19 protein-coding genes are annotated in these 23,787 nt (G+C 71.9%); 10 read left to right on the top strand and 9 right to left on the bottom strand.

Translation table 11 applies throughout. From position 1 onward, the window contains the following. Nucleotides 1-20 precede the first annotated feature (20 nt). The gene (locus BT341_RS05495; RefSeq protein ID WP_072475229.1) at nucleotides 21-560 is read right to left on the bottom strand and encodes a DUF2716 domain-containing protein; all 540 of its coding nucleotides are present in this window, start codon (nucleotides 558-560) and stop codon (nucleotides 21-23) included. 134 nt (nucleotides 561-694) lie between these two features. Between BT341_RS05495 and BT341_RS05500 the strand changes: the two genes are divergently transcribed. After that, nucleotides 695-1,369 (top strand): alpha/beta fold hydrolase, encoded by a 675-nt coding sequence (locus tag BT341_RS05500; protein WP_072475230.1) that lies wholly within the window; start codon nucleotides 695-697, stop codon nucleotides 1,367-1,369. On the opposite strand, the gene BT341_RS05505 is transcribed toward BT341_RS05500, so the two are convergent. Then, on the bottom strand, nucleotides 1,354-2,886 hold the full coding sequence (locus BT341_RS05505) for a serine/threonine-protein kinase (RefSeq protein ID WP_072475231.1): 1,533 nt from the start codon (nucleotides 2,884-2,886) through the stop codon (nucleotides 1,354-1,356). The two genes, BT341_RS05500 and BT341_RS05505, sit on opposite strands and share 16 nt — an antisense overlap. A gap of 67 nt (nucleotides 2,887-2,953) precedes the next feature. After that, entirely contained in the window at nucleotides 2,954-3,577 is a 624-nt protein-coding gene (locus BT341_RS05510; RefSeq protein ID WP_245804887.1) for a hypothetical protein, read from the bottom strand. A gap of 265 nt (nucleotides 3,578-3,842) precedes the next feature. On the opposite strand from BT341_RS05510, the gene BT341_RS05515 reads away from it, so the two are divergent. From BT341_RS05515 to BT341_RS05540, 6 genes are all read left to right on the top strand, one after another. Further along, nucleotides 3,843-4,955, top strand: coding sequence for a hypothetical protein (locus tag BT341_RS05515; RefSeq protein ID WP_072475233.1), 1,113 nt, complete (start codon nucleotides 3,843-3,845; stop codon nucleotides 4,953-4,955). Between the two features lie 108 nt (nucleotides 4,956-5,063). Next, nucleotides 5,064-6,275 (top strand): hypothetical protein, encoded by a 1,212-nt coding sequence (locus tag BT341_RS05520; RefSeq protein WP_245804888.1) that lies wholly within the window; start codon nucleotides 5,064-5,066, stop codon nucleotides 6,273-6,275. 1 nt (nucleotide 6,276) lies between these two features. Further along, nucleotides 6,277-8,607 (top strand): glycosyltransferase, encoded by a 2,331-nt coding sequence (locus tag BT341_RS05525; RefSeq protein WP_072475235.1) that lies wholly within the window; start codon nucleotides 6,277-6,279, stop codon nucleotides 8,605-8,607. Next, nucleotides 8,604-9,872 carry an alginate O-acetyltransferase AlgX-related protein gene (locus tag BT341_RS05530; protein WP_245804889.1) on the top strand — a complete coding sequence of 423 codons (1,269 nt, stop codon included), beginning with the start codon at nucleotides 8,604-8,606 and terminating at the stop codon, nucleotides 9,870-9,872. Before BT341_RS05525 ends, BT341_RS05530 begins: the two co-directional genes overlap by 4 nt. A 24-nt stretch (nucleotides 9,873-9,896) precedes the next feature. Then, nucleotides 9,897-11,015, top strand: a complete 1,119-nt coding sequence (locus BT341_RS05535; RefSeq protein ID WP_072475236.1) for a hypothetical protein — start codon at nucleotides 9,897-9,899, stop codon at nucleotides 11,013-11,015. Further along, a complete protein-coding gene (locus BT341_RS05540; RefSeq protein ID WP_245804890.1) occupies nucleotides 10,994-13,378 on the top strand; it encodes a glycosyltransferase family 4 protein in 2,385 nt (794 codons plus the stop codon). The genes BT341_RS05535 and BT341_RS05540 overlap by 22 nt, the downstream gene beginning before the upstream one ends. 4 nt (nucleotides 13,379-13,382) lie before the next feature. Here the strand turns inward: BT341_RS05540 and BT341_RS05545 are convergent, their stop codons facing one another. The 4 genes from BT341_RS05545 to BT341_RS05560 all read right to left on the bottom strand — a co-directional run bounded on the left by BT341_RS05545 (nucleotide 13,383) and on the right by BT341_RS05560 (nucleotide 17,175). Then, entirely contained in the window at nucleotides 13,383-14,306 is a 924-nt protein-coding gene (locus BT341_RS05545) for an FkbM family methyltransferase (protein ID WP_072475238.1), read from the bottom strand. Between the two features lie 197 nt (nucleotides 14,307-14,503). Beyond that, the gene (locus BT341_RS05550) at nucleotides 14,504-15,172 is read right to left on the bottom strand and encodes a response regulator (protein WP_072475239.1); all 669 of its coding nucleotides are present in this window, start codon (nucleotides 15,170-15,172) and stop codon (nucleotides 14,504-14,506) included. Beyond that, entirely contained in the window at nucleotides 15,169-16,275 is a 1,107-nt protein-coding gene (locus BT341_RS05555; protein WP_177328746.1) for a sensor histidine kinase, read from the bottom strand. The genes BT341_RS05550 and BT341_RS05555 overlap by 4 nt, the downstream gene beginning before the upstream one ends. Before the next feature lie 66 nt (nucleotides 16,276-16,341). Then, complete coding sequence (locus BT341_RS05560; protein WP_072475241.1) at nucleotides 16,342-17,175, bottom strand: helix-turn-helix transcriptional regulator; 834 nt, start codon at nucleotides 17,173-17,175, stop codon at nucleotides 16,342-16,344. 101 nt (nucleotides 17,176-17,276) lie between these two features. Here BT341_RS05560 and BT341_RS05565 point away from each other — a divergent pair, with 101 nt between their 5' ends. The 3 genes from BT341_RS05565 (at nucleotide 17,277) to BT341_RS05575 (ending at nucleotide 20,169) form a co-directional block, all read left to right on the top strand. Continuing rightward, entirely contained in the window at nucleotides 17,277-18,707 is a 1,431-nt protein-coding gene (locus BT341_RS05565) for an MFS transporter (protein ID WP_072475242.1), read from the top strand. Nucleotides 18,708-18,773: 66 nt separating this feature from the next. Further along, nucleotides 18,774-19,298: an RNA polymerase sigma factor gene (locus tag BT341_RS05570; protein ID WP_072475243.1), complete on the top strand. Its 525-nt coding sequence runs from the start codon at nucleotides 18,774-18,776 to the stop codon at nucleotides 19,296-19,298. Continuing rightward, complete coding sequence (locus BT341_RS05575) at nucleotides 19,291-20,169, top strand: VOC family protein (protein WP_072475244.1); 879 nt, start codon at nucleotides 19,291-19,293, stop codon at nucleotides 20,167-20,169. The genes BT341_RS05570 and BT341_RS05575 overlap by 8 nt, the downstream gene beginning before the upstream one ends. Here the strand turns inward: BT341_RS05575 and BT341_RS05580 are convergent, their stop codons facing one another. Next, nucleotides 20,170-21,924 (bottom strand): hypothetical protein, encoded by a 1,755-nt coding sequence (locus BT341_RS05580; protein WP_072475245.1) that lies wholly within the window; start codon nucleotides 21,922-21,924, stop codon nucleotides 20,170-20,172. 70 nt (nucleotides 21,925-21,994) lie between these two features. Next, nucleotides 21,995-23,761, bottom strand: a complete 1,767-nt coding sequence (locus BT341_RS05585; protein WP_072475246.1) for a gamma-glutamyltransferase family protein — start codon at nucleotides 23,759-23,761, stop codon at nucleotides 21,995-21,997. Between the last annotated feature and the right edge of the window lie 26 nt (nucleotides 23,762-23,787).

The raw sequence follows: 23,787 nt of genomic DNA on the forward strand, positions 1-23,787 counted from the left end.
GCAAGAGATCAACGCGGGACTCAGCGGGCCAGCGCGGACGGCTTCCCGTCACGCCGCAGGACGTTCGTCAGCACCCCTTCACCGAGCCGCTCGAACGCCGGCACCAGCTTCTCGCCGAACACGCACAGCGTGCGCTCCCACGGGTGGCCGAGCGTGCCGAACGAGAAGTCCGCGGCGAGGAACAGGTGGTAGTCCGCGCGCGGGAACACCGGCACCGGCCAGCGCGCGCCCTCGGTCATCAGGTGCGGGCGGACGCGGTAGGACTGGTGCTGCCAGTGCAGCGCCCACATCCAGTCGTCCGGGCCGCACGCCTCGCGGAACGCGGCCAGCGCGATGGCCGCGACCTGCGGTTCGTCGACCGCGTACGGGCCGAGGCGGAACTCGGCCGAGGAACGGTCCAGGTCACCGGGCGAGAGGTCCCAGGTCCGCGAGGGCACCGGCTCGCGGAAGCCCGGCCACGCGTGGGCGTAAGTGCTCGGCCAGAACCCCAGCTTGTCGTACACCCAGTACCAGGCGGGCTCGTCGGCGACGCGGGAGACGGCTTCCCAGGCAGCATTCACTGTTACGACCCCTGACTCGGCCGGGCACGAAAGAACACGCGAAAGCTTCGTGTTCGGCTCCGGGTTTGTCCAGTCCTCGTCCGCCCGCCGCGAACTGTCTCACTCGTCCGAGTGGGTTCTGCCAGGTTGTCACCATGCGAATCGTCTTCGTCCACGGTGCCTTCGTCCGCGACGGCGCCTGGTGGTGGCGGCCGACGGCCGACGTACTCGCCGAGCACGGTCTGCGCAGCTCAGCGGCGGTGCTGCCGAGCTGCGAGAGCGAGCCGCGCGGCGACCTCCGCGACGACGCGGCGGCCGTCCGCGAGCTGCTCGACGCCTCCGCCGAACCGGCGCTGCTCGTCGGCCATTCCTACGGCGGGATGGTGATCACACAGGCCGGCGACCACCCCGCGGTGCACCGGCTCGTCTACGTCACGTCGTTCCTGCCGGAAGCCGGCGAAGCACTCGCCGGCTTCGGCACGGGCGAACCGCCACCGTGGCACGTCAGCCACGGCGACGGCACGGCGAGCGTCCGGGAGGAGCTGGTGCGGCCGCTGTTCGCCCAGGACTTCGACGACGCCACGTACGCCGGCGCCGCGGGCCGGCTCACGGCGCAGAACGAGGTGGTGTTCGGCCAGCCGGTGACGACGGCGGCGTGGCGGCGGATCCCGTCGACCTACGTCGTCTGCGCCGAGGACCGCGCGACCCCGCCGGCCAAGCAGCGGGAGCAGGCCGCGCGCGCGACCGACGTCGTCGAGCTGCCGGTGGCGCACCACCCGTTCGTCACCCGGCCCGACCTGGTGGCCGGGTTGCTTCAGACGATGACGTAGCCCATCAGGAACTCCTTGGTCTTGCCCTCGCAGCCGGCGTCGAGCGAGTCGAAGTGGTTCGCGCCCGCGTTGCAGCGGTACAGCGCCCGCGCGCCCGTCCAGGACGGCGGGTCGGCGTAGATGTGGCCGAGCAGGCCGAGCGGCTGCTGACCCTCGCACTTGCCGCTCTGGTCGGGCGAGGTGAACCAGTCCTTCTGGTCCTTCACCTTGCAGGCGAACAGCTTGCGCGTGCCGGGCTCGTCGGTAGCGACGAGTGCGCCGAAGACGCCTTCTTTGACGAAGCCGTCCGGCGGGCCGACCTTCTTAGTGCCGCTGAAGTGGCCGCCGTCGGGCTGGTGGTAGCGGATCAGCGGCACCTCTTCGAGCTTCGGCGGCCGGCCCGCGGTGGTCGACGGCGGCGCGACCGAACTCGCGGGCTTGCTCGGGGACGGCGTCGGCTTCTTGGTGCTGTGCTTCGTGGTTGTCGTCGGGGTCGCGGGCGACGACGTCGACGCGGGGCCCGGGGCACTCGCGGCCACCGGCGTGGCGCCGGCGGGCTTAAGCAGGAAGATCGCGCCCAGCGCGGCGACGACGGCCGCCGCGACGCCCGTCAGCACGAGCGGGAGCCGCTTCTTCCGCGGCGGCTTCCAGTCCACAGTGGTCGGTGACGGCGCGGCGACCTTCGCCGTCACCGGCTCGAAGACGATCGTCGGCAGCGCGGCCGGGTCGACCGCCTGCGTCGGCGAGTCGGTGATCGCGGTACGCGCGGTTTCCAGCAGCCGCCGCAGTGCCGGCGCACCCAGCCGGTCCGAAGTGGACTGCGTGAGCAGCCCGCGGACGGCCTCGGCGAGCGGGCCGCGGCAGCGCTCCAGCACGGGCTGGTCGTACATGATCGCGTGCAGGGTCGCGGCCGTGGTGGTGCGCTGGAACGGCGCCCGCCCTTCCGCGGCGTGGAACAGCGTGGCGCCGAGCGACCACAGGTCCGACGCGGGCGACGGCCCGGCGCCGGCGAACAGCTCGGGCGCCATGTAGCCGGGCGAGCCCATGACGCCGCCGGTCTGCGTGAGCGCCGGGTCGTCCATCGCCCGTGCGATACCGAAGTCGGCGAGCTTCACGCGGTCGCCGGGCAGCACCATGATGTTGCTGGGCTTGACGTCCCGGTGCACGACGCCGGCCGCGTGCGCGCTCTCCAGCGCGCCGAGGACCTGCAGGCCGATGGCGGCGACGCGGTCGTTCGCCAGCGGCCCTTCCCGGCCGACGAGGTCGGCGAGCGTCGGCGCGACGACGAGCTCCATGACGATGAAGGTGGCGCCGTGTTCGCTGACGACGTCGTAGACCGTGACGACGCCGGGATCGTTCAGCCGCCCCGCGGTCCGCGCCTCGCGCATGACCCGCTCGAGGTTGGTGCCCGGCGGCGTGGCCAGCTCCTTCAGCGCGACCGGCCGCCCGAGCACCCGGTCTTCGGCGCGCCAGACGACGCCCATGCCGCCCCGGCCCAGCTCGGCCGAGATCGCGTACCGCCCCGCGACCAGTCTCATCGTCGCCCCCCTGAACGCTCGGGGCGATGCTAAGGGAGGCGCTGGACGGTCCCGGCGCCTCCCCGGCTCAGGCGGCGTCCCAGAGCGTCAGGAACGCCGACGCCTCGCTGCGGGCCCAGGGCCGCAGCCGGTCACGGTCGCGGGCGGAGAGCTGGAACTCCTTGCTCCGGCGGACGTCGACCACCAGCGCGTGCCCGCCCGGCAGGACGTCCGGCATCGCCTGTTCCAGCACCCACAACGCGAGCTGCGCGGAGTCCTTCGTCAGCGGCTCCTCCTTGAAGTAGAGCCAGGTGGCGTACCGGCGCCCGTCGCTCTTGCGCAGCCCGAGCTGCGGGCTGACGCCGATTTCGAGCTCCCCGATCCGGCACCGGCCACGCCCGACCTCCACCAGCCGCGGCGACTTCCGCCCGAGGTACCGCAGCCACCCGTCGGCGATGGCGGCGTAGTGCGGTTTCGCCCGTTCGTCGGCGGCGTTGACGAGCGCGCGCAGCGCCACCTCGTCCTGCCCCGCCGCCCGTCCGGACCGCACGGCGTTGGCCGCCCGCCGGTAGTAGTTGAACGCGGCCCGCGCCGGGTCCTCGTAAAGCCGGCGCTGCCGCCGGACGAACGACGACCGCGACGGACCGGAACTCGCGCTGTAGCCCACGAACGTGGGCAGGGTGATGTAGGCCATGGCCCTGCCTTCCTCCATCACGCCACCCGCGCACACGGGTGGCATCTCCCCTGGACAACGCCCATTTTAGAACATATGTACGACAGTTTCCGGGGCCGAAGAGGTGACGGTCGCCCGCGGGCCGCCGGATCGGTCGCCGCAAGACGGCGATCGGCTGGTCTCCGTCGAGTACTCCCGAAACCGCGTCCCGTGCGCTACGTTGCCGATCAACCTCGAACAGCACCTCACAGGTCGGCCACGCGTGCCAGACTGATGCCCCGAACGGTGGATGGGGGGTCTACTCATGAGCTGGCAGGAAGACCTGCGCCAGCTGGACGCGGACCTGGCGGCCGGGCGCATCGAACCCGCCGCCCACCGCAAACAGCGGGACGAACTGCTCGCGCAGGCTTCCGGTTCGACCGTGCCATCGCCCGTCCCGTCACCGCTGCGCCGACCGGCGACCGCCTGGCAGAGCAAGAACCCCGCCGCACAGCCGGAGGCCGCGCCGGCACAGCGGCTCGACACGCCGTCGAACCCGCCCGGCTACCAGCCACCCATCCGTCCGCCGGTCCGCCAGACTCCGCCCGTGCCGCCGTGGCAGCGCACGGGGATCAACGTTCCGCCCGTCGCGGATCACCTGACCACCGCGCCGAGCCCGGCCGACATCACGCCGACCCGGTACCTGACGGTCGAGGGCGCGGTTCCGGACCGGCCCCAGGTCAGCCGGTTCCCGCCACCGTATCCGCCCGGCGCGGCCCCGGCGCCGCCCGCGCCGGACGAGCCGGGGAAGCACCGCTCGGACGAGCCGGGCGCGCGGCGGCCGACCTGGCTCTTCCTCGCGCTGGGCGTGCTCCTGGTCCTGGCGATGATCGTCGGGGTGACCGCGTGGATCGGTTCCGGCTCGGATCCCGCGCCCGAGGCGAACGCGCCGTCGTCCGCGTCCGACTCGACCCGCACCCCGCCGCTGGACGACCGGGTGCCGCAGATGCCGGGCAAGCAGAATCCCAACAACTCGACCATGTCGGTGGCGAAGGGCCTGGAACTGGGCCTCTACCCGGCATCGACCGCGGACCTGCTGAACGCCAACGGAGCCACCAAGGTGATCTACCGGGGCGCGGCCGACGGTGACGTCTCGTATCTGGTCCTGGTCGTGCCGACGAGCAGCCCGGGCAACGCGCAGACCGTCGTCGAGAAGCTCTACCAGGACGCGCTGACGGGTGGCTTCCGGTCGGTCCAGTCGCCGTTGCGCACGGTCTCGGGCAGGGACGGCGCCACCTTCCTGAACACCACCTGGTACGGGTCGGGCAGCAACGTCGTGAGCATCGGGATCGCCGAGCCGTACCGAGGTCAGGCGGGGCTGAGCAGCGAACTCGACAAGGCCGTGGACGCACTCGAAGCGGTGCTCCCGGTCAGCTGAGGCCGAGCGGGTCCCGAACCGACCCTCTGGACCTCCGCGAGCAGGGCTGAGTGCACAATGATGCGGGAGCCGGCTGGGCTGGCAACGCTGACACGAAGGGGGCCGGGTTTGTCCTGGCAGGAGCAACTACGCCAGTTGGACGAGGAGCTGGCCGCGGGCCGGATCTCGGCCGACGACTACCGGCTGCGGCGAGACGGCGTCCTTTCCGCGGCAGTCAACGCCGATCCCCAGCCCAGCCAGACCGGGACCGGCGACGCGGAGAGCACCCACATCATCGCCCCGGTGACCCCGCCGCCCGGCCAGCCGCAGCCTCCGGCGCCGTCGGGCGACCAGACCCAGATCGTCAACACGTCGTTCGGTGACGGCGAGCGCACCCAGGCCGTCTCGCAGGGGCCCGCCCCGCAGGGCTGGGCGCCCGCCGGCCAGGGCGACGCCGACCGGACGCAGGTCGTGCCGGGGGTGCCGCCGCAGGCCACCGCCGGTGGTTACCAGGGTGGCCACGGTTCGGGCGGCTTCCCGGCCCAGCAGCCCCCGCCGCAGTACGCACCGCCACCGAGCATGTCCGGGCCGAACCAGCAGCTGCCGTGGGCCGCGCCCGCCCAGAACACGAGCACGCCATGGGGTGGCTCGGACTTCCCCGCCGACACCAGCTGGGTCGGTCAGGGACCGGAACCCTCGTTCGAGACCACTCCGGCCAAGGGCAGCAAGAAGATCATCGCGATCATCGTCGCGGTCGTCGTGCTGGCCGGGCTCGGTGTCGGCGGCTACTTCCTCTTCTCCGGCGGCAACCAGCCGACACCGCCGGTCGCGCAGTCGTCCACGGCGCCGCCGCCCCCGACCCAGAAGCCGAAGGACGACCTCGAGATCGCCAAGCTCCCCGGCGACATCAAGGAAACCACCGACTTCGCCAAGTTCGACGACTTCGAGGCACGCAAGGTTCTCACCGACGAGGAGAACGCCGCCGTCGCCTCGGCCGACCCCACGACCGCGCGGATGTCGGTGTCGAACCTGCCCTCCGGCGTGACGGTCGTGGTGGTCACGGTCAAGACCTCCGGCGCCTCCGCCGCGGCGAACACGGTCGAGAAGCTCGGCGAGCTGCAGGCGAAGTACAAGCTCGGCAAGTACACGGGCACGACGCCCCCGGGTGTCGACATCATGCAGCTGGTCAAGGAAGACGGCAGCGCCCTGATCCGCGCCCACTACGTGCACAAGCAGACGGTGGTCCGCGTGCAGGTGAACGGTGCGGACATGTCCGGTGTCTCCCGAGCTTTCGACGAGATCCTCGCGAAGCAGCTGGCAGAGCTGCCCGCCAACAGCTGACATGGCGGGCAGCCGGTTCGTCGCCTGCACCGTGGTCACCCGGGACCGCCTCGCCGCCGCCGAGGTGCTGGCCGGGTCGTACCGCGCACACCACCCCGGCCACGACTTCACCGTGCTCGTGGCCGACGGCGACACCGTGCCCGGTGAGCTCGGTCTCGATCCGGAGGAGTACTTCCGGCTGGTCACCTGCCACGCCGGTGCCGATCTCGTCGACGTGCTGCGGCCGCTGCTGCTGCGCACCTTGCTGGAGCGGTTCGACGTCGCGGTGCTGCTGGACGCCGACATCGAGGTCCACGCGCCCTTCGAGGACGTCAGCGCGCTCGCGGTGGACCACGGCCTGGTCGTCGCGGCCGCGCTGCTGGCCCCGCTCCCCCGGGACGGCCTGGAACCCGAAGACGTGCCGGGCGTCTACGACGGCTTCCTCGCCGCCGGGCCCGCCGCCCAGCCGTTCCTCGACCACTGGGCCGATCGGGCCCGCCGCCGTCCCCCGCTCCGCGCGACGACCTGGCGCTGGCCGGACCTGCTGCCCGGCCCGTTCGAGCACCTGGTCGTCCGTGACCCCGGGCTGGCCGTCGGCTACTGGAACCTGCACGAGCGCTCGCCGTCCGAAAGCCGGTTCATCGCCTTTCGCGGCTACGCCCCCGAAACGCCCTGGTTGCTGACGACCGACTGCGCGGCACGGCCGCGGGTGCGGCTGTCCGCCGACCCGGTCCTCCGCCGGTTGTGTGACGCCTACGGCGCCCGCGTGGGCACCACACAGGCCGGCGACGGCCGGTTTTCCGCGCTGCCGGACGGTTCTCCGCTCACTCCGCAGATGCGGCAGCTCTACCACGACGCCTGGCTGCGCACGGAACTGCCGGACCAGCCGGCCGAGAAGCTCCCACCGCATCCCTTCGGCGACGACGGCGGCCGCGCGTTCCGGGCGTGGCTGGCCGAGCCGGCGAACCCGGTCGACGCCGCGGGCGGGATGACCCGGCTGGCGGCGGAGGTCTGGCGCGCCCGCATCGACCTGCAGGCGGTTTTCCCGCACCCGCGTGGCGAAAACGCGCCCGGCTTCCGGCAGTGGTGCGCGACCCACGGCGTCGCGGAAGGCGTGCTTCCGGAGTGGGCCGTGCCGGTGCCCGCCGCGACGCCGCTGGCGCCCGTCGAAGACTTCGGGGTCAACGTCGTCGGCTTCCTCACCGCCGAGCTCGGGCTCGGCGAGATGGCCCGGTTGATCCAGCGGATGATCGTCCGGGCCGGGATCCCGATGGCGTCGGTCGTCGAAGAGCGGTCCATCTCCGGCTCGGTGCGCACCGGGCTGGCCGCGCCGGAAAGCGTGGGGCCGCCGCGGTTCGGGGTCAGCTTGCTGACGGTCAACTCCGACTTCACCAGGGTGGTCGTCGACAGCCACCCGGACGCGACCGCCGGCAGGTACCGGATCGGGTTGTGGGCGTGGGAGCTGGAGGACTTCCCGGCCGAGATGCACGACGGCTTCGCGTTCGTCGACGAAATCTGGACGCCCAGCGAGTTCGCGACCCGGGCGATCGCCGCGCACTCGCCGGTGCCGGTCCGGACCATTCCGGTGCCGGTGCCCGACCCGGGCCCGGTGGTCCGCGAACCGGGTCCGGGCACGCGGTTCCTCTTCGTCTTCGACTTCAACTCGACCGGCGGCCGGAAGAACCCGTGGGGTGTGGTCGAGGCGTTCCGCCGCGCCTTCCCCGGCCGCGAAGACGTCCACCTCGTACTGAAGGCGACCAACGGCCACCGGAACACGGCGGCGGTCGAACGGCTCCGGCGCGCGATCGACGGCGACGCGCGGATCGAGCTCGTGGAGCGCTACCTCACGACAGCCGAACTCGACGCCCTGTATGCCGGAACCGACGCCTACGTGTCACTGCACCGGAGCGAGGGGTTCGGGCTGACGGTGGCCGAGGCGATGGTCAGGGGGCTGCCGGTGATCGCGACGGACTATTCGAGCACGACCGAGTTCTTCGGGCCGGCGTCCGGCTGGCCGGTGCCGTACACCATGACGGAGGTCGGCCCGGGCTGGCCGCCGTACCGCGGTGACGGCCGCTGGGCCGACCCGGACCTCGACGCGGCGGCCGCGGCGATGCGGGCCGTCGCCGATGATCCGGCCGAAGCCCGAAAGCGCGGTGCAGCCGCGCGAGAGCACATCCTGCGCACGCACGCGGCCGACGTCACCGTGGCGTGGCTGCGGGAACGACTGGGCGAAGCGCACCAGACGTGGCTCGCCCGGCGAGCTCCCGAACCGCCGCCACGGTCGCCGCTGGCCGCCCGAGCCCGTCGCCTGCTGCGGCCCGTGGCCCGCCGGATGCGAGTGACGTCGTGACGCGGCCGGGGGGTCAGCAGCAGACGATGCTGCCGGTCTACGAAGCCTTCCTGCCCCGCGAGCACGCGCTCTACCGGCCGCGCCACGGCGGGAAGCAGCTGGTCGCGCTGATCTGCGCGACCGTCTTCTTCCTGACGCCGAACCTGTCGGTCGTCTTCGGCGCCCGGCCCGGCGAGTTCGAAAACCGCGCGCTGACGCCGTTCCCGAGCCTCGGGCAGGGCTGGTCGTTCTTCCCGCAGCTCGGCAACTGGGCCACCGACCACCTGGTGCTGCGCGAGCAGGCGGTGCACGCCGCCGACGCCATCAGCCGGGGCGTGTTCGGCGAACCGCCGCCGCTGAACCAGGAACACCAGCAGGGTCCGCTGCAGGTCCCGGACAGCACCAAGATCGACCCGCGGCAGTTCCCCACCGTGATCGAGGGCAAGGACGGCTGGCTCTACCTGGGCGACGAGGTCACCAGCCACTGCGTGCCGGCCGAAAGCCTGGACACCACCTTCGACCGGCTGCGCCGCTTCCGCGACGGCATCGAAGCTTCGGGCCGCCAGCTCGTGGTCGTCGTCGCGCCGGACAAAGCGACCATGGTCCCGCAGCACATGCCCGACAACTACCTGGGCAAGGACTGTCACGACGCCGTCCAGAACGATTTCTGGCGCCACGTGGACGCCGAGAACTTCATGGTCGACCTCCGTGGCCCCTTGCAGGACTGGGCGAACCGCAAGGGTCAGCCGCTGTACGGCCCGCAGGACGCCCACTGGAACGACGAGGGCGCGGTCACCGCGGTCCGCGAGGTCACCGAAAAGCTGCGGCCGGGCATCACCGGGAGCTGGCGCGTCCAGCCGAAGGAGAACTGGGAAGTGCCGGCCGACCTGCCGCGGCTGATCGGCCGGACCGGGCTGACCGACGGCACGCACTACGCGCTGATGCCCGACGGCCGGACCGACCTCACCCGCACGATGCCCGCCGACTACATCCCGCCGGTGCACACCGACACCGCGTCCGGGACGGGCACCTACGGGCTCCGCACGGCGTGGCTCGGCGACTCGTTCACCATCCGCACGCTGCCGTACCTGGCCGCCACGTTCCGGGACCTGACCGCCATGCACTACAGCACGTCCGACCAGGACGGCGGCGCCGCGATCGCCGGGCTGCTCGCGCGCAGCGACGTCGTGGTGGTCGAGTTCGCCGAACGGGGGCTCATCGCGGGAGCCGCCTCGATGCTTACGCCCGCCGTGCAGCAGAACATCTTCCGCGAGCTCAACCGATGACCGCGCCGAACTGTGGGACTGTGCATGTCTTCTGACCAGCTGGCCGCCGCGCTGGCCCGCCTCGACGAACACCGCGAGCTGCACCTGCCGCTGCGCCGGACCGACCTGCTCGGCCGCTTGGCTCTCCGGTTCCTGTGGAAGCGCCAGGTGAAGTGGCAGATCGAGGCCAACCTGGCCATCCGGGACGCACTCGCCGCCGTGCACCACGCTCAGCGCGAGCTGCCGCCCGACGCCGTCCGCCACGCCGAGCTGGCGCACGAGGTCGAGCAGCTCCGGCAACAGGACCGGACCATGACCGCCGGCCTGAACCAGCGGCTCTACGCGGGTCTGGGCCGGATCGAATCGCAGTTGTCCGAGCTGAAGCTGCAGCAGGCGGAGACGGCCGAGCACGCGGACGACACCGAGCTGCGGCTGAAGGCGCTCGAGGCGCAGGTCGCCGCGCTGACGTCGGCGTCGGCCGACGTCCGGCTGCGCCACGCCCAGCTGGACGTCGCGCTCGACCGCGTCCGGACCGGGGCCGCGGTCACCGAGGTCGCCGTGGATGTCGCCGATCGCGAGTCGTTCCTCGGACTCGCGCTCTCGCAGCTGCTCGACGGTCCGGAAAGCCGCGTGCGCGAAGCCCGCAAGACACACCTGCCGCTGATCACGGCGACGCGGGAAGCCGGTGCGACCGGTCCGGTGTTCGACGTCGCGCCGGGCCGCGGCGAATGGCTCGAGGTGCTCCGCTCGGCATCGGTGCCGTACCTGGCGGCGTCGGACAACAAGCTGGTCCGGCAGCGCTGCGCGGGGCTCGGCCTCGACGTCGACGCGCAGGAGCCCCTGGCCGCGCTGGCGGCGGTGCCGTCCCGCACGCTGGGCGCGGTGACCGCGTTCCGTTTCGCCGAGCGCCTGACGCCGGACGCCCTCGCGCGCTTCGCCGATCTGGCCGCGACTGCGCTGCAGCCCGGTGGTGTCCTGCTGGTGGAGACGCCCGGCACCGACGCGGTGACGGAGTACCAGCTGGACCCCTTCGCGCAGAAGCCGTTGCATCCGGTGTACCTCCGGTTCGTCGCCGAAGCGGCGGGCTTCCCGGAGGTCGAGGTCCGCGAGGTGACCACTGCCGAGGGACTGGGTGAGCGCCTGTGCCTGATCGCCCGGCGATGAAGGGTTCGTGCGCCCGCGCCACGATGTGGACCCCGCTGCCGCCGCGGACCAGCGGGATCGCGGACTACAGCTACCACCTGACCGAAGCCCTGTCCGAGCTCCTCGACGTCGCCGCGATGACCGACGCGCCGGGTGCCCGGGTCCCCACCGGCGTGCGGCTGCTCGGCGCGGGCGAGCCGAGCGAAGGCGTGCCGATCTACCACGTCGGCAACCACGCCGGCGTCCACGGCGGGATCTACCGCCAGGCGATCGCGGCCCCGGGTGTCGTGGTGCTGCACGACCCGTCACTGCTGGACTTCCACGCCGGGATCCTGGGCAGCGTGGCCTCGGCGGCGTTCCGCGAAGAAGTGCGATACGCGCACGGCCCGATCTGGGGGCACCAGCACGACCCGGCGCTGCTGCACGGCTTGCCTGCCATCGAGGTCGACGGCGTCAAGACACTCGACCACGCGACGCTGACGCTGGAACGCCGGCTCGTCACCGGCAGCCGTGGCGTGGTGGTGCACGACCCGCACACCGCCGGGTTCCTCCGGGCCAGGTATCCCGGAATCCCGGTGCACACCGTGCCACACGGCGCGCTGCTGCCCGATCCCGCGCGCCGCGAGCCGGTGCGGGCCGGGCTGGGCTGGACCGACGACCTGGTCGTCTTCGGCGTCTTCGGCAGCCTGGCCGGGCACCGGCGGGTCACGGCCGCCGTGCTGGCCTTCGCCGAGCTGCGCCGCCGCTGGCCGAACGCGCGGCTGGTGATCGCCGGCCACGCCGGGGACCCGGTGCTGCTCGACCAGGTGCGGCAGGTGGTCGCCCAGAGCGGGTTCGCCGAGTCCGTCCACTTCGAACTGTCGCCGGCGGAAGACCGCCTCGACGACCTGATCCTGGCCGCGGACGCCGTGCTCAGCCTGCGGTGGCCGACGGCGGGTGAAACCAGCGGCACGATGCTGCGGGCCTTCGGCGCCGGGCGCGTGGTGATCACCAGCAACCTGCCGCAGCACCGGCACTACGACAGTTCGTTCTGCTGGACCGTGCCGACGTCGCCGGCGGGCGAAGCGGCCGAGCTGTACCGGTTGCTGGAACGCGGGATGTGCTGGCCGGAAGAACTGCGCGCGGCCGGCGAGCTCGCGCGGAAGTGGACCGGGGAGAACGCCACCTGGCCGATCGCCGCGCAGGGCTACGCCGACGCGATCGAAGCGGCGGAAAACTTCGTCGCGCCACCGGAAACGCCGCGGCACGGCGTGAACGTCTTCGCCGACGTCCGCGCCACGACCGGGCTGTCCGAGTCCGCTCGCCGGTACGTCCAGGCGATGGCCGCGAGCGGTACCGAGATGACGTTCACGGAGTTCAACAGCCAAGCGCCGTTCCGCACGATCGAGGTGCCGCCGGACATCACCGCCCTGCGCCGGGGCAAGGAGTTCGACCTCGACCTCTGGATCGTGAACGTCAACGAGTGGCAGCTGATCCCCGAGCACGCACTCGACCGCTACACGATCGCCGTGTGGGCCTGGGAACTGCCGGAGCCACCGGTCCACGCGCTGCCGCACCTGCCGGGCATCGACGAGCTGTGGCTGATCTCCCAGTTCGTCTCGGACTCGTTCCGCACGGTCACCGACATCCCGATCACCGTGGTGCCCAACGTCGTTCCCCAGGCCCCGGACGTCACCGGGAACCGCGCGAAGTTCGGCCTCCCCGAGGACGGCCTCATCGTGCTGTTCACCTTCAGCGCGTCGTCGAGCGACGCCCGCAAGAACCCGTGGGCGGTGATCGAGGCGTTCCGCCGGGCGTTCCCGCCGGAGGAGCGCGGCACGAAGGCCCACTTGGTGCTCAAGGCCAACGACCTGCAGCGCTTCCCGGACCTGGACGCCTCCCTGAGCGCGGCGGTCGCCTCGGTCGACGGAACTTTGCTGCGGCGCGAGATGTCCCGCGCGGACATGGACACGCTGCTCGCCACCTGCGACGTCTACACGTCGCTGCACCGCTCCGAAGGCTTCGGGCTGGGCATGGCCGAAGCGATGGCCATGGGCAAGCCGGTGGTGGCGACCGGCTTCGGCGGCAACATCGACTTCATGCCGCCCGGCGCGGCGGCGGTCGTCGGCTACCACGCCCGGCCGATCACCCCGCACGACCACAAGTTCGGTGCCGAGTTCGGCGACTGGTACACGGTCGGGCAGCTGTGGGCGGACGCGGACGTCGACCAGGCCGCGCGCTGGCTGCGCAAGCTCGCCGACAGCCCGCGGCTCCGCGCGGAAATGGGCGCGAAGGCGATCGAGGCGATCCGCGACTTCTGCAGCCCGGCGGCGGTCGCGAAGGTGATCAACCGGCGGCTGGCCGAGCTGGCCCGCGACGGCGTCCGGCCACGGATGCGGCGCTGAGCCGTCAGCGTCGGGAGAGCCGGCCTTCCAGCTCGGACACGCGGTGTTCGAGAGCGGCGGCCCGGCGCCGGCTCTCCTCGACGGCACGGCCGGCCTGCTCCAGCTCGCGCCGGGCTTCCGCCAGCTCCAGCCCGAGCTCGGTGCGGGCGCGTTGCGCCTCGGCCACGGTCTCTTCGAGCCGCCGGATGTAGCCGACCTCGGCGGGGCGGCTCGCCTGCGCCGCCGCGAACTCCTCGCGCAACCGGGCGTGCTCGTACGGCTCGTATTCGTCGAACACGTTCGCGGGCGCCGACAACGCGGCCAGTACGTCGGTGTCGTCGGCCCGGCCGTAGAAGCGGTTGAGTCCGTCGAACAACGCGCAGCGGTAGCCCGCGTCGAGCAGCATCGGCTCCCACTGCTCGTGCGTCGGCTTCGGCGAGCCCGGTTCGGTCGCCTCGACGACGAGCACTCGCGGCCGGTGGCGGGTCCAGTCCGCGCCCTCGATCACCGCGCGTTCGGCGCCCTCCACGTCGATCTTCAGGAAGTCGACCGGACCGGGGTGGGCGTCGAGGATGTCCGCGAGCGTGGTCAGCTCCACTTCGAGGGCGCCCACCTGCCAGCGGCGGTCGTCGCGGTAGCGGACCGCCAGGTCGTCGTCGAGGGTCGACCAGCCCCATTCGTCCTCGACGACGTGCAGCTTGGCGGTGCCGGGCGCGGCCCCGACCGCGACCTGCAGGGTCAGGTCGTCCGGGCGCGCGCTGCGCAGCTCACGGGCCTTGGCCGGGATCGGCTCGACGTTGATGCCCCGCCAGCCGAGGTCGTAGAAGTGCTTGGTGACCGACGCGACCACGGGGTCGCCGGCGCCGAGGTCGACGTAGCGCCCGCCGGCCTGCCCCGCGAAGACGCGGGCGAGGACGACGTCTTCCGCGTTCTGCGCGTAAGAGATCACCCGCCGAGGATAACGGGGGACCGCCCCGCGTTTAGCCCGAAGGTGTGACTTCCGCCGTGTCGGTGAACGCCCTCCCGTTGCCGGACGCCTTCTGGACAGAGCATCGGGTCCGAGAGGAGGCGACATGGTCTGGATCTGCCTGGTCGCCGTCCTGGCCGTGGTGTTCCTGGTCCGCGCCGTGCGGCTGGTGCGCCGGGTCAGGCGGAGTGACGTGGGGTGACCAGCCCCGACTCGTAGGCCAGCACCACCAGCTGGGCCCGGTCCCGTGCCCCGATCTTCGTCATGATGCGGCTGACGTGCGTGCGCGCCGTCGCCGTCGAGATCACCAGGTGGGCGGCTATTTCGTCGTTCGACAGGCCGCCCGCGACCAGGCCCAGCACCTCGCGCTCGCGGTCGGTGATCTCGCGGACCGCGCTCGTGTCGATGCGCCGGTGCTCCGGGCGGCCCACGAACTCCTGGATCAGGCGGCGCGTCACGGTCGGCGCCAGCAGCGCTTCCCCGCTCGCCACGACCCGCAGCGCGCGCAGCAGCTCCACCGGCTCGGTGTCCTTGAGCAGGAACCCGCTCGCGCCCGCGCGCAGCGCCTCGTAGACGTATTCGTCGACGTCGAAGGTGGTCAGGACCAGCACCTTCGTCCCGCCGAGGTCGGGGTTCGCGGTGATCCGGCGGGTGGCTTCGAGGCCGTCGACCCCCGGCATCCGGATGTCCATCACGACGATGTCGGGCCGGTGCTCGATCGCGAGCGCGACGGCCTGTTCGCCGTCGCCTGCCTCGCCGACGACCTCGAAGCCGTCCTCGGTCTCCAGCAGCACGCGGAACCCGGCGCGGACCAGGACCTGGTCGTCGGCCAGCAGGACGCGGATCATGCTTCTCCCTCGATCGGTAGCTCGACGCACACTTCGAAACCGCCGTCGACCGGGCCGGCGGTGCACCGCCCGCCGAGTGCCGCGGCGCGTTCGGACATCCCGCGCAGGCCGTGGCCCGGGGTCGGCCGGGCGGTCCCGCGGCCGTCGTCCCGGACCCGCAGCGTGAACGACCCCGGTCGTCTTTCGAACCGGACGTCGACGCGTTCCGGCTGGTCGGCGTGCCGGACGACGTTGGTCAGCGACTCCTGCAGGATCCGGTACGCGGCCGCGTCGACGGGCGCCGGGAGGTCGACGGCCTCGCCGTGGACGTCGACCGTGAGCCCGGCGTCGCGCGCGTGGGCCAGCAGCTCGCCGGCCTGGGCGAGGCTCGGCGCGGGCGCCTTGTCCTCTCCGGAGCGCAGCACGGCCAGGGTCGCGCGGAGGTCTTTCAGCGCGGACGCGCTGGCCTCCTTGATGTTGAGCAGCGCCTCTTTCGCCTGTTCGGGGCGCCGGTCGGCGACGTGCGCGGCGACCCCGGCCTGGACGTTGATCATGGCGAGGCTGTGCGCGACGACGTCGTGCACCTCGCGGGCGATCCGCAGCCGTTCCTGCTCGGCGAGCCGGTGCCGGTGCTCGTCGGCCTGCTCGCGGCGGGCGGCGAGCGCGTCGAGCTGGTAGCGGACGGCGGTCCCGACGCCGATGACGGCGACCAGCCACACGACGACGAACCCGGCGCCCAGCTCCAGCGCCAACGACCGGGTCGTGACGACGTGCACGACGTAGGCCACGACCAGCGCGGCGGCGCCGGTGCTGCCCGCGGTGAGCGGCCCGCGCTGCCGGGTCAGCACGAACAACGCGATGGTCGGCACGACGATGACCGGGCCACCGGGCAGCCCGGAGGAGTAGTAACCCAGTGCCGAAGCCGCCGTGACCAGGAAGAGCGTGAGCGGGAAGCGGTGGACGAGCAGCAACGTCAGCACGGTCCCGGCCAGCCACGCGGCACCGAGCGGGGTCAGCGGCGACGCGCCGGGCTGCCACCGCGACGACGCGCTCGTCGCCCCGAGCACGAAGCCCAGGACGACGACGGTGCGCACCACACGCCCCACCCACGGCGGCCATCTCATGCCGCGAAAGCTACCGGTCGCGGCCGGTCGGCGCGTCCGTCCCAGAGCGGCTCTCGGCGTACGTCGTCAGTCGAACATGAGGGGCAGCTTCTCCGCCGTTTCCTCGTCGGCCGGGGTGTAGGTCGTCATCGTGACCTCCGAGCGGCGGCCGCAGTAGAGGTACGTGAAGTTGAACCGCAGCAGCCCGACGTCCGGGTGCAGGTAGCGCTTCGTGCGGATCGGCTCGGAGTTCACGTCGTGCTTCGGCCACAGCTCGGCGAACAGCGGCGACTCCGCTTTCAGCCGCTTGACCAGGTTCTTCCACGCCGGCTCGGCGACGTGGTCGGCCATCGCGGCGCGGAAGGACGCGATCACGCGCGGGATGTTCGTGTCCCAGTCGAGCAGCCGCTCGCGCCACTCCGGGTTGAGCAGGCACTGGACCATCGTGTTGCGGTCCTCGAACGGGATCGCGTCGACGTCCCCCATCAGCCACGTGTAGCCGCGGTTGTAGCCGAGCAGGTCGCAGCGGGCGTTGCGCACCGCGACCGGGTACGGCTCCAGCTTCTTGAGCATCAGCTCCATCGACGGCGTGATGACCGGGCAGTCCTTGTCGCTCTCCGGGTCGGGCGCGCCGGCGAGGCGGAAGAGGTGGGCGTGCTCGTGCGGGTCGAGGCGCAGCGTGCGCGCGATCGCCTGCAGCACCTGCTGGGACGCGTTGATGTCGCGGCCCTGTTCGAGCCACGTGTACCAGGTGACACCGACGCCGGCGAGCTGCGCGACCTCTTCGCGGCGCAGCCCCGGCGTCCGGCGGCGGCCCACGATCGGAAGACCGACCTGCTCGGGTGTGATCCGCTCGCGACGGCTGCGGAGGAACCTCGCCAGCTCCTGACGGCGGACCTCGGACTCGACGGCGGTGGTCATGGTGCCAGGATGCCACGCCGCTGAACCTGGTACCAGGTAGTCGCAATACCTGGATAAGCGACACCTGGTACCAGTTTCAGAACGCCTGGATCGTAGTACTCATGACCACGACAGAACTCGCGCCGATCCCGGCCGAGGCCAGATTTCGGCCGGGATTGACCCCCGCCGGCCTGGTCACGGTGCTGCTGGGAGCGGCACTGCCCATCATCGACTTCTTCATCGTCAACGTCGCGCTGCCAACCATCGACGCCGACCTGCACGCGTCGACGGCCACCCTGGAGCTGGTGGTCGCCGCCTACGGGATCGCGTACGCGGTGCTGCTGGTGGTCGGGGGCCGCCTCGGCGACTCGTTCGGCAGGCGGCGGCTGTTCTTCACCGGACTGTGGCTGTTCACGCTGACGTCCCTGGCCTGCGGAATCGCGCCGACCGCCGGCACGCTGGTGGTGGCCCGCGCCGCGCAGGGGGCGGCGTCGGCGCTGCTGCTGCCGCAGGTGCTCTCGATCATCCAGGCGACGACGTCGGGCGAGCGGCGCTCGCGCGCGCTGGGTCTGTACGGCGCGACGGGCGGCATCTCGACGATCGTCGGCCAGCTGCTCGGCGGTGCCTTGGTGGCGGCCGACCTGTGGGGTACCGGCTGGCGCCCGATCTTCCTGGTGAACGTGCCGATCGGGCTGGTCGTGCTGGTCATGGCGCGCCGCCTGCCGGAAAGCCGCGCGCACGACCCGCTGGGCGTCGACCGGCTCGGGACGTTCCTGCTGGCGGCGACGCTGCTGTCGTTCCTCGTGCCGCTGATGGAAGGTCGGGCGCTGGGCTGGCCGGCGTGGACGATCGCGCTGCTGGCCGTTTCGCCGGTGTCGGCCGCGGCGTTCGTGCACGTCGAACGGCGCCTCGAGCGGCTGGGTGGCACGCCGCTGCTGCCGCCGTCGGTGATGCGCCTGCCGAGTGTGCGGCGCGGGCTGACGGTGGCGATCCCGTTCTTCGCCGCGTTCGGCTCGTTCATGTTCGTGTTCGCGATGACGCTGCAGGAGGGCCTGCACTTCGGGCCGCTGGGCGCGGGTGGCGCGCTGACGCCGCTGGCGGTCGCGTACTTCACGGTGTCTATGCTCAGCAGCCGTCTCGTGACCCGCTACGGCCAGAAGGTCGTCCCGGTCGGCGGGGCGATCACGGCTCTCGGCATGGTCGCGCTGCTGTGCACGACCCTGGCGGCGTGGCCGCACGTGACGATCCTCGACCTGGCGCCCGCGATGGTCGCGATCGGCGTCGGGAACGCGCTGGCGATGACGACGTTGTTCCGGATCGTGCTCTCGCACGTGCCGACCGACCTCGCGGGCGTCGGCTCGGGCGTCATGACGACCAACCAGCAGACGTCGCTGGCGCTGGGCGTGGCGACGCTCGGCAGCCTGTACGCGGCACTGTCCGCGCCGGGTGCGCTGGGGTCGCGGGAGGCGTTCGCGCTGGTGATCGGCCTGGTGGCGGTGCTGGCGGCGATCGTGGCCATCACCGGACGGCGGCTGCCGGACCCGCGCGGGTAGCCGCGCCGCCGAAAAAGACCGGGATTCACCCGTCGGAAAACGCGCGCGCCGGACGACGATGAGGGTGTGACGGAACCTCGGGTACGACCGGACCCGGCCTTCGCGCTGCTCGGGCTGTACGAAACGGCCCTGCCGGAGGTCTACGGGTACCTGCTGTCCCGCTGCGGCGACCGCACGCTCGCCGAGGAGCTGACGTCCGAGACGTTCCTCGGGGCGGTCGCCGCCTGTCGCAAGGAGTACGCACCTCCAGTGAGCACCGGGTGGCTGATCGGCGTCGCCCGGCACAAGCTCGCCGACCACTGGCGGCGCAAGGAACGTGAGGAACGCGGGCTGCGGCTGGTGCACGACAGCGAGCCGGACGTCGAGGACCCATGGGACGAGCAGCTGGACGCGCTGCGCGCGAGACAGGTCCTCGAATCCCTCGGGCCGCACCACCGCGCGGCCCTGACCCTGCGGTACGTCGACGGTCTCGGTGTCCCCGAGGTCGCCGGCCACCTGGGCCGCAGCGTGCACGCCACCGAGGCGTTGCTCGTGCGGGCCCGTGCCGCGTTCCGCCGTGCCTACGAGGAGAAGGAGGGTCGCGATGCCTGAGCCTTTCGACGCGCTTCGCCGGCCCTCCGAGCGGGTCGACCCCGACCCGGACTTCGCCGCCGAACTGCGCGACAACCTGCGTCGCCTGATCTTGAACGGAGCCGACATGACGACCACCGAAGCCCCCGCCGCCCACGCCGAACTGCGCTCGCTGACGCCGTACCTGGCCGTTTCCGACGCTCGTGCCGCGCTCGACTTCTACGTCGAGGTCTTCGGCGCCGTGCGGCGCGGCGACCCGATTGTCATGGACGACGGCCGGATCGGGCACGCCGAGCTGGCCATCGGCGACGCCGTGCTGATGCTGGCCGAGGAGCACCCCGAGATCGGGCACGTGGCGCCGCGCGAAGGAGGGGCGTCGGTGCGGGTGGAGGTGCCGGACCCGGACGTCTCGGTCGCGCGGGCGCTCGAACGCGGAGCGACGCTGATCCGCGCGGTGAGCGACTCGCCATACGGGCGGGGCGGCTCGTTCCGCGACCCGTTCGGCCAGCGCTGGCTCGTCTCGCAGGCGGCCTCCCCGGCCGCGGGCCCTCGCCCGGCCCGCCACGGCGAGGCCATGTACTTCACGTTCCAGGTGCCGGAGGCCGAGCCCGCGAAGACGTTCTACGGCGCGGTGCTGGGCTGGCAGTTCACGCCCGGCCGGGTTCCGGACGCATGGCAGTTCTCGGGTCCTGGCCTGGAGGGCGGCCTGTGGGCCGGCGACCGCCAGGTCGGCTGGAAGCTGATGTACGCGGTCGACGACCTCGAAGCGGCGCTGACGCGCGTACGCGAGCAGGGCGGTCAGGCTGGTGAGATCGAGCACCACCCGTACGGGCACACCGCCGACTGCACCGACAACCAGGGCATCGAGTTCTGGCTGTGGCAGAAGCCCTGATCACTGCAGCGTGAACACCACCACGTCGTTCGACTCGGCCTTGGTCAGCGGCAGGCCCGCGGTCGGCCGCTGGAGGATGCCCATGGCGCCTTCCATGGACTTCACCACGACGACCTTGCGGATGCCGTAGCGCTTGAAGACGTCGATGCTGTGCTTGTCGGGGAACGTGGCCGACGAGTCCTGCATGTCGTGGAACTGCGGCCCGTAGTTGCTGGCCGTGCCGTTGGCCGTGGTCGGGAATCCTTCGGTGGACCAGAGCTGGTACTTGAAGTTGCTCCACAGGTCCATCGGCAGCAGCGCGATCGGCTCCTTCGTGGTCGTGAACACCTGCTTGACGTCCGGCGGGATCCCGGGGTTCTCGACCTGCTGCCAGCGCGGAATGCCTTCGATGAGCGCGAAGAAGGCCGGGAACATCATGTAGAACGCGATGACCTGCCGGGCCATCCGGGTGTGCTCGTCGATCAGCCGGTAGAGCCGGGGGACCAGACCGGCCGCGAGGATGGCCAGGCCGAGGGTGACCCACATGATCATCCGGCCGGGCGTGCGCATGGCGTCCCAGCCGGGCAGGAAGTTCCAGAACAGCCAGTAGAGACCGCCGCCGAAGAACGTGGTACCCAGGGAAAGCGCGACGTTGAAGGCCACGAACACGCCCAGGACGAGCCGGGCTCGCCAAGTCCAGGCGCTGACGAAGAGGCCGACGACACCGAGCACGACCACGACGAGGCCGGGGAACAAGAGCATCTCGCCGGCGCCGTCCGGCGGCAGGGCGGCCTCGTTGTTGAAGAAGGTCTCCAGCCACACCCACGTTTCGTACGGCGCGGTCCACAGGCCGCTGACCGGGGGCGAGAAGACCTCCACCTCGTGCCACGTGCGCGTGAAGCCGTACTCGGCTCGCACCCGCAGGAACGGCACCACGAGCCAGTACGTGATGCCGAGGAACGCCACCACGCCGGCGGCGTTGGCGATGATCATCCGACGGCCCAGGCGCCACGCGTAGCACGCGATGGCGATGCCGACCACGCCCATCAGGTAGACGAACGGCAGCCCGATCGCCCAGCCGATGCTGACCTGCCAGGCGGCGATGAGCCAGCCGGCGACGACCCAGCGCGGCTTCGTCTCACCGCGCTCCCCGCGGAAGGTGAAGCCGTGGCCCTTGGCCAGCGCCCACAGGGCCAGCGCGATCCCGCCGGTCGAGAGGACGTTGAGGTGCGCGATGTGGCTGAGCCGCCACGGCGCCCACGCCCATACGACCCCGGCCAGCAGCGCGCCCTGCCAGTTGCTGCCGAGCTGCTTGGCCAGCAGGTACGCGCCGGCGAAGGCCAGCGCGAAGCAGAACACGAACAGGACGTTGTAGAGGAAGACGTTGGCGTACTGGCCGTTGCCGGCGAACACGCTGAACGGCAGGTAGCCGAGCAGTGTTTCCCCGAACGCGTAGTTGTCGACCGCGGGGTAGAACTGGTTCGACGTCCAGAAGTCGCCGCCGTGGGTCAGCCAGTGGTGCTGCCAGCCGAGCTCCCACACCCACAGCAGCGGATCGCCGAGCCCGCCGGTCAGCAAGGACTTCGGGTGCGTGACGATCCGGTGGTTGAACACCATCGAAATCGCCAGGCCGACGTAGAAGGCGATCAGGCCTTCGCTGATGAGCAGCCGGCCGAGCCAGAGTGCCGCCCTGCGGGCGTCGAACCGGCGGCCGGACTTCCGCGGCGCCTCCTCGGCGGGCGGCGAAACGGTTTCTTCGGCCGTGGCTCCTTCCACGTCCTGCCCCCTTAGTGCTTGGTTTGGGGGCAGCCTACCTGCGGACTTCCCGCGCTTTGCGGCCGTGGCTCTAGCGGCCCACGGCGTAGCCCTGCATTCCGCGCGCGTTGGCTGCTGCTCGCAGCAAGCCGTTGGTTCGGGAGACCGCGGACAGGCGGCCCAGCGCCCACTCGCCCGCGTCCACCACCTCGTGGCCGCGGGCGCGTAGGGCGTCCACAGTGGATTGGCCGAGGCGGGATTCCACCACCAGCTCGCGTGGGTTCCACGAGCGCGGGTAGAACGAGCTGGGGAACGCCGTCGTATGCCAGGCCGGGGCGTCGATCGACTCCTGGAGGTTCAGGCCGCCGTACGTGTGCGCCAGCCAGAAGCACAGCTGCCACTGGTCCTGCTGGTCGCCGCCCGGGGTGCCGAATGCCAGTGCCGGGACGCCGTCGTGCAGGGCCAGCGATGGCGACAGCGTGATCCTGGGGCGCTTGCGGGGGGCCAGGGAGTTCGGGAGTCCCTGCTCCAGCCAGAACATCTGGCCCCGCGAGTCCAGGCAGAAGCCCAGCGACGGGATCGTCGGGCTCGACTGCAGCCAGCCACCCGAAGGAGTGAGCGATACCAGGTTGCCCGCCGCGTCGGCGACGTCCAGGTGGACCGTGTCGCCGCGCGTCTGGCCCTGGGGGCCGACCGTCGGCTCGCCCGTCGCGCCGCTCTCCGCGTGCACGCCCCGCAGGGAATCCAGGATCGCCGGCAGCCGCGCCGGGCCGCGAGCGTCGCCCGGGCGCAGGTCAGGCGAGGCCGTTTCGGTGATCAAAGCCCGGCGCGAGTCCGTGTAAGAAGCCGAAAGCAGCACGTCGAGCGGGACGTCCGTGTCGCCGTACCACGCCTCGCGGTCCGCGAACGCCAGCTTCGCCGCTTCGACCGCCAGGTGCACCGTACGCTCCGACGGAATTCCGTCCACATAGGACAGCTCGTCGCGGAAGCCGTGCAGCAGCAGCGCCTGCTGGAGCAACGCCGGGCCCTGCGTCCAGCCGCCCATCTTGACCAGCCGCCAGTCGCCGACGTCGACGGACACCGGTTCCTCGTACGACGCCGACCACGACGCCAGGTCGTCGCCGGTCAGCAGGCCCGCGTGGTCGCGGCCGGAGTCGTCGCGGAACGCCGTCCGGCTGAACTCCTCGATCGCTTCCGCGACGAACCCCTGTGACCAGGCACGACGTCCCGCGTCGAGCTGCGCTTCCCGGCCTGAGACGGACTCCGCCTCGCGCAGCAGACGCTCCCACGTGTCCGCCAGCGCCGGGTTCCGGTGCAGGCCCGAAGCGGGTTTGCCGCCGGGCAGCCAGAGCGCCGCCGACGTCGGCCAGTGCTCGGTGAACAACCGGGACACGGCGCGGATCGTGTCCCCGACCCGCGGCACCAGCGGGACGCCGTTGCGCGCATATCCGATCGCGTAGCTGAGAACCGAGCGAAGCGACTTCGTGCCGTAGTCGCGAAGCAGCAGGAGCCAGCCGTCCCAGGCGCCCGGGACGGTCGCGGGGAGCAGGCCGCTGCCCGGGATCAGGTCCAGCCCCAACGCCGCGAAGTGCGCGGCGGTGGCCCCCGCGGGCGACGGGCCTTGCGCCGCCAGCGCCCGCGGGGTCGGGTCGTCCGCCGTCACGAAGAGGCCGGGCACCTGGCCCGCCGGGCCGCACAGGTGCGGCTCGGCGACCTGCAGGACGAATCCGGCCGCGACCGCCGCGTCGAACGCGTTGCCGCCGTCCTCCAGCACCGCCATCCCGGTGGCCGAAGCCAGCCAGTGCGTCGATGCCACCATCCCGAAGGTGCCGGCCAGCTCCGGCCTCGTCGTGAACATGCCCCCGATAGTACGCAGAGCTAACG

It is taken from the genome of Amycolatopsis australiensis, assembly GCF_900119165.1.
In the GTDB taxonomy this organism is placed as follows: Bacteria; Actinomycetota; Actinomycetes; order Mycobacteriales; family Pseudonocardiaceae; genus Amycolatopsis; species Amycolatopsis australiensis.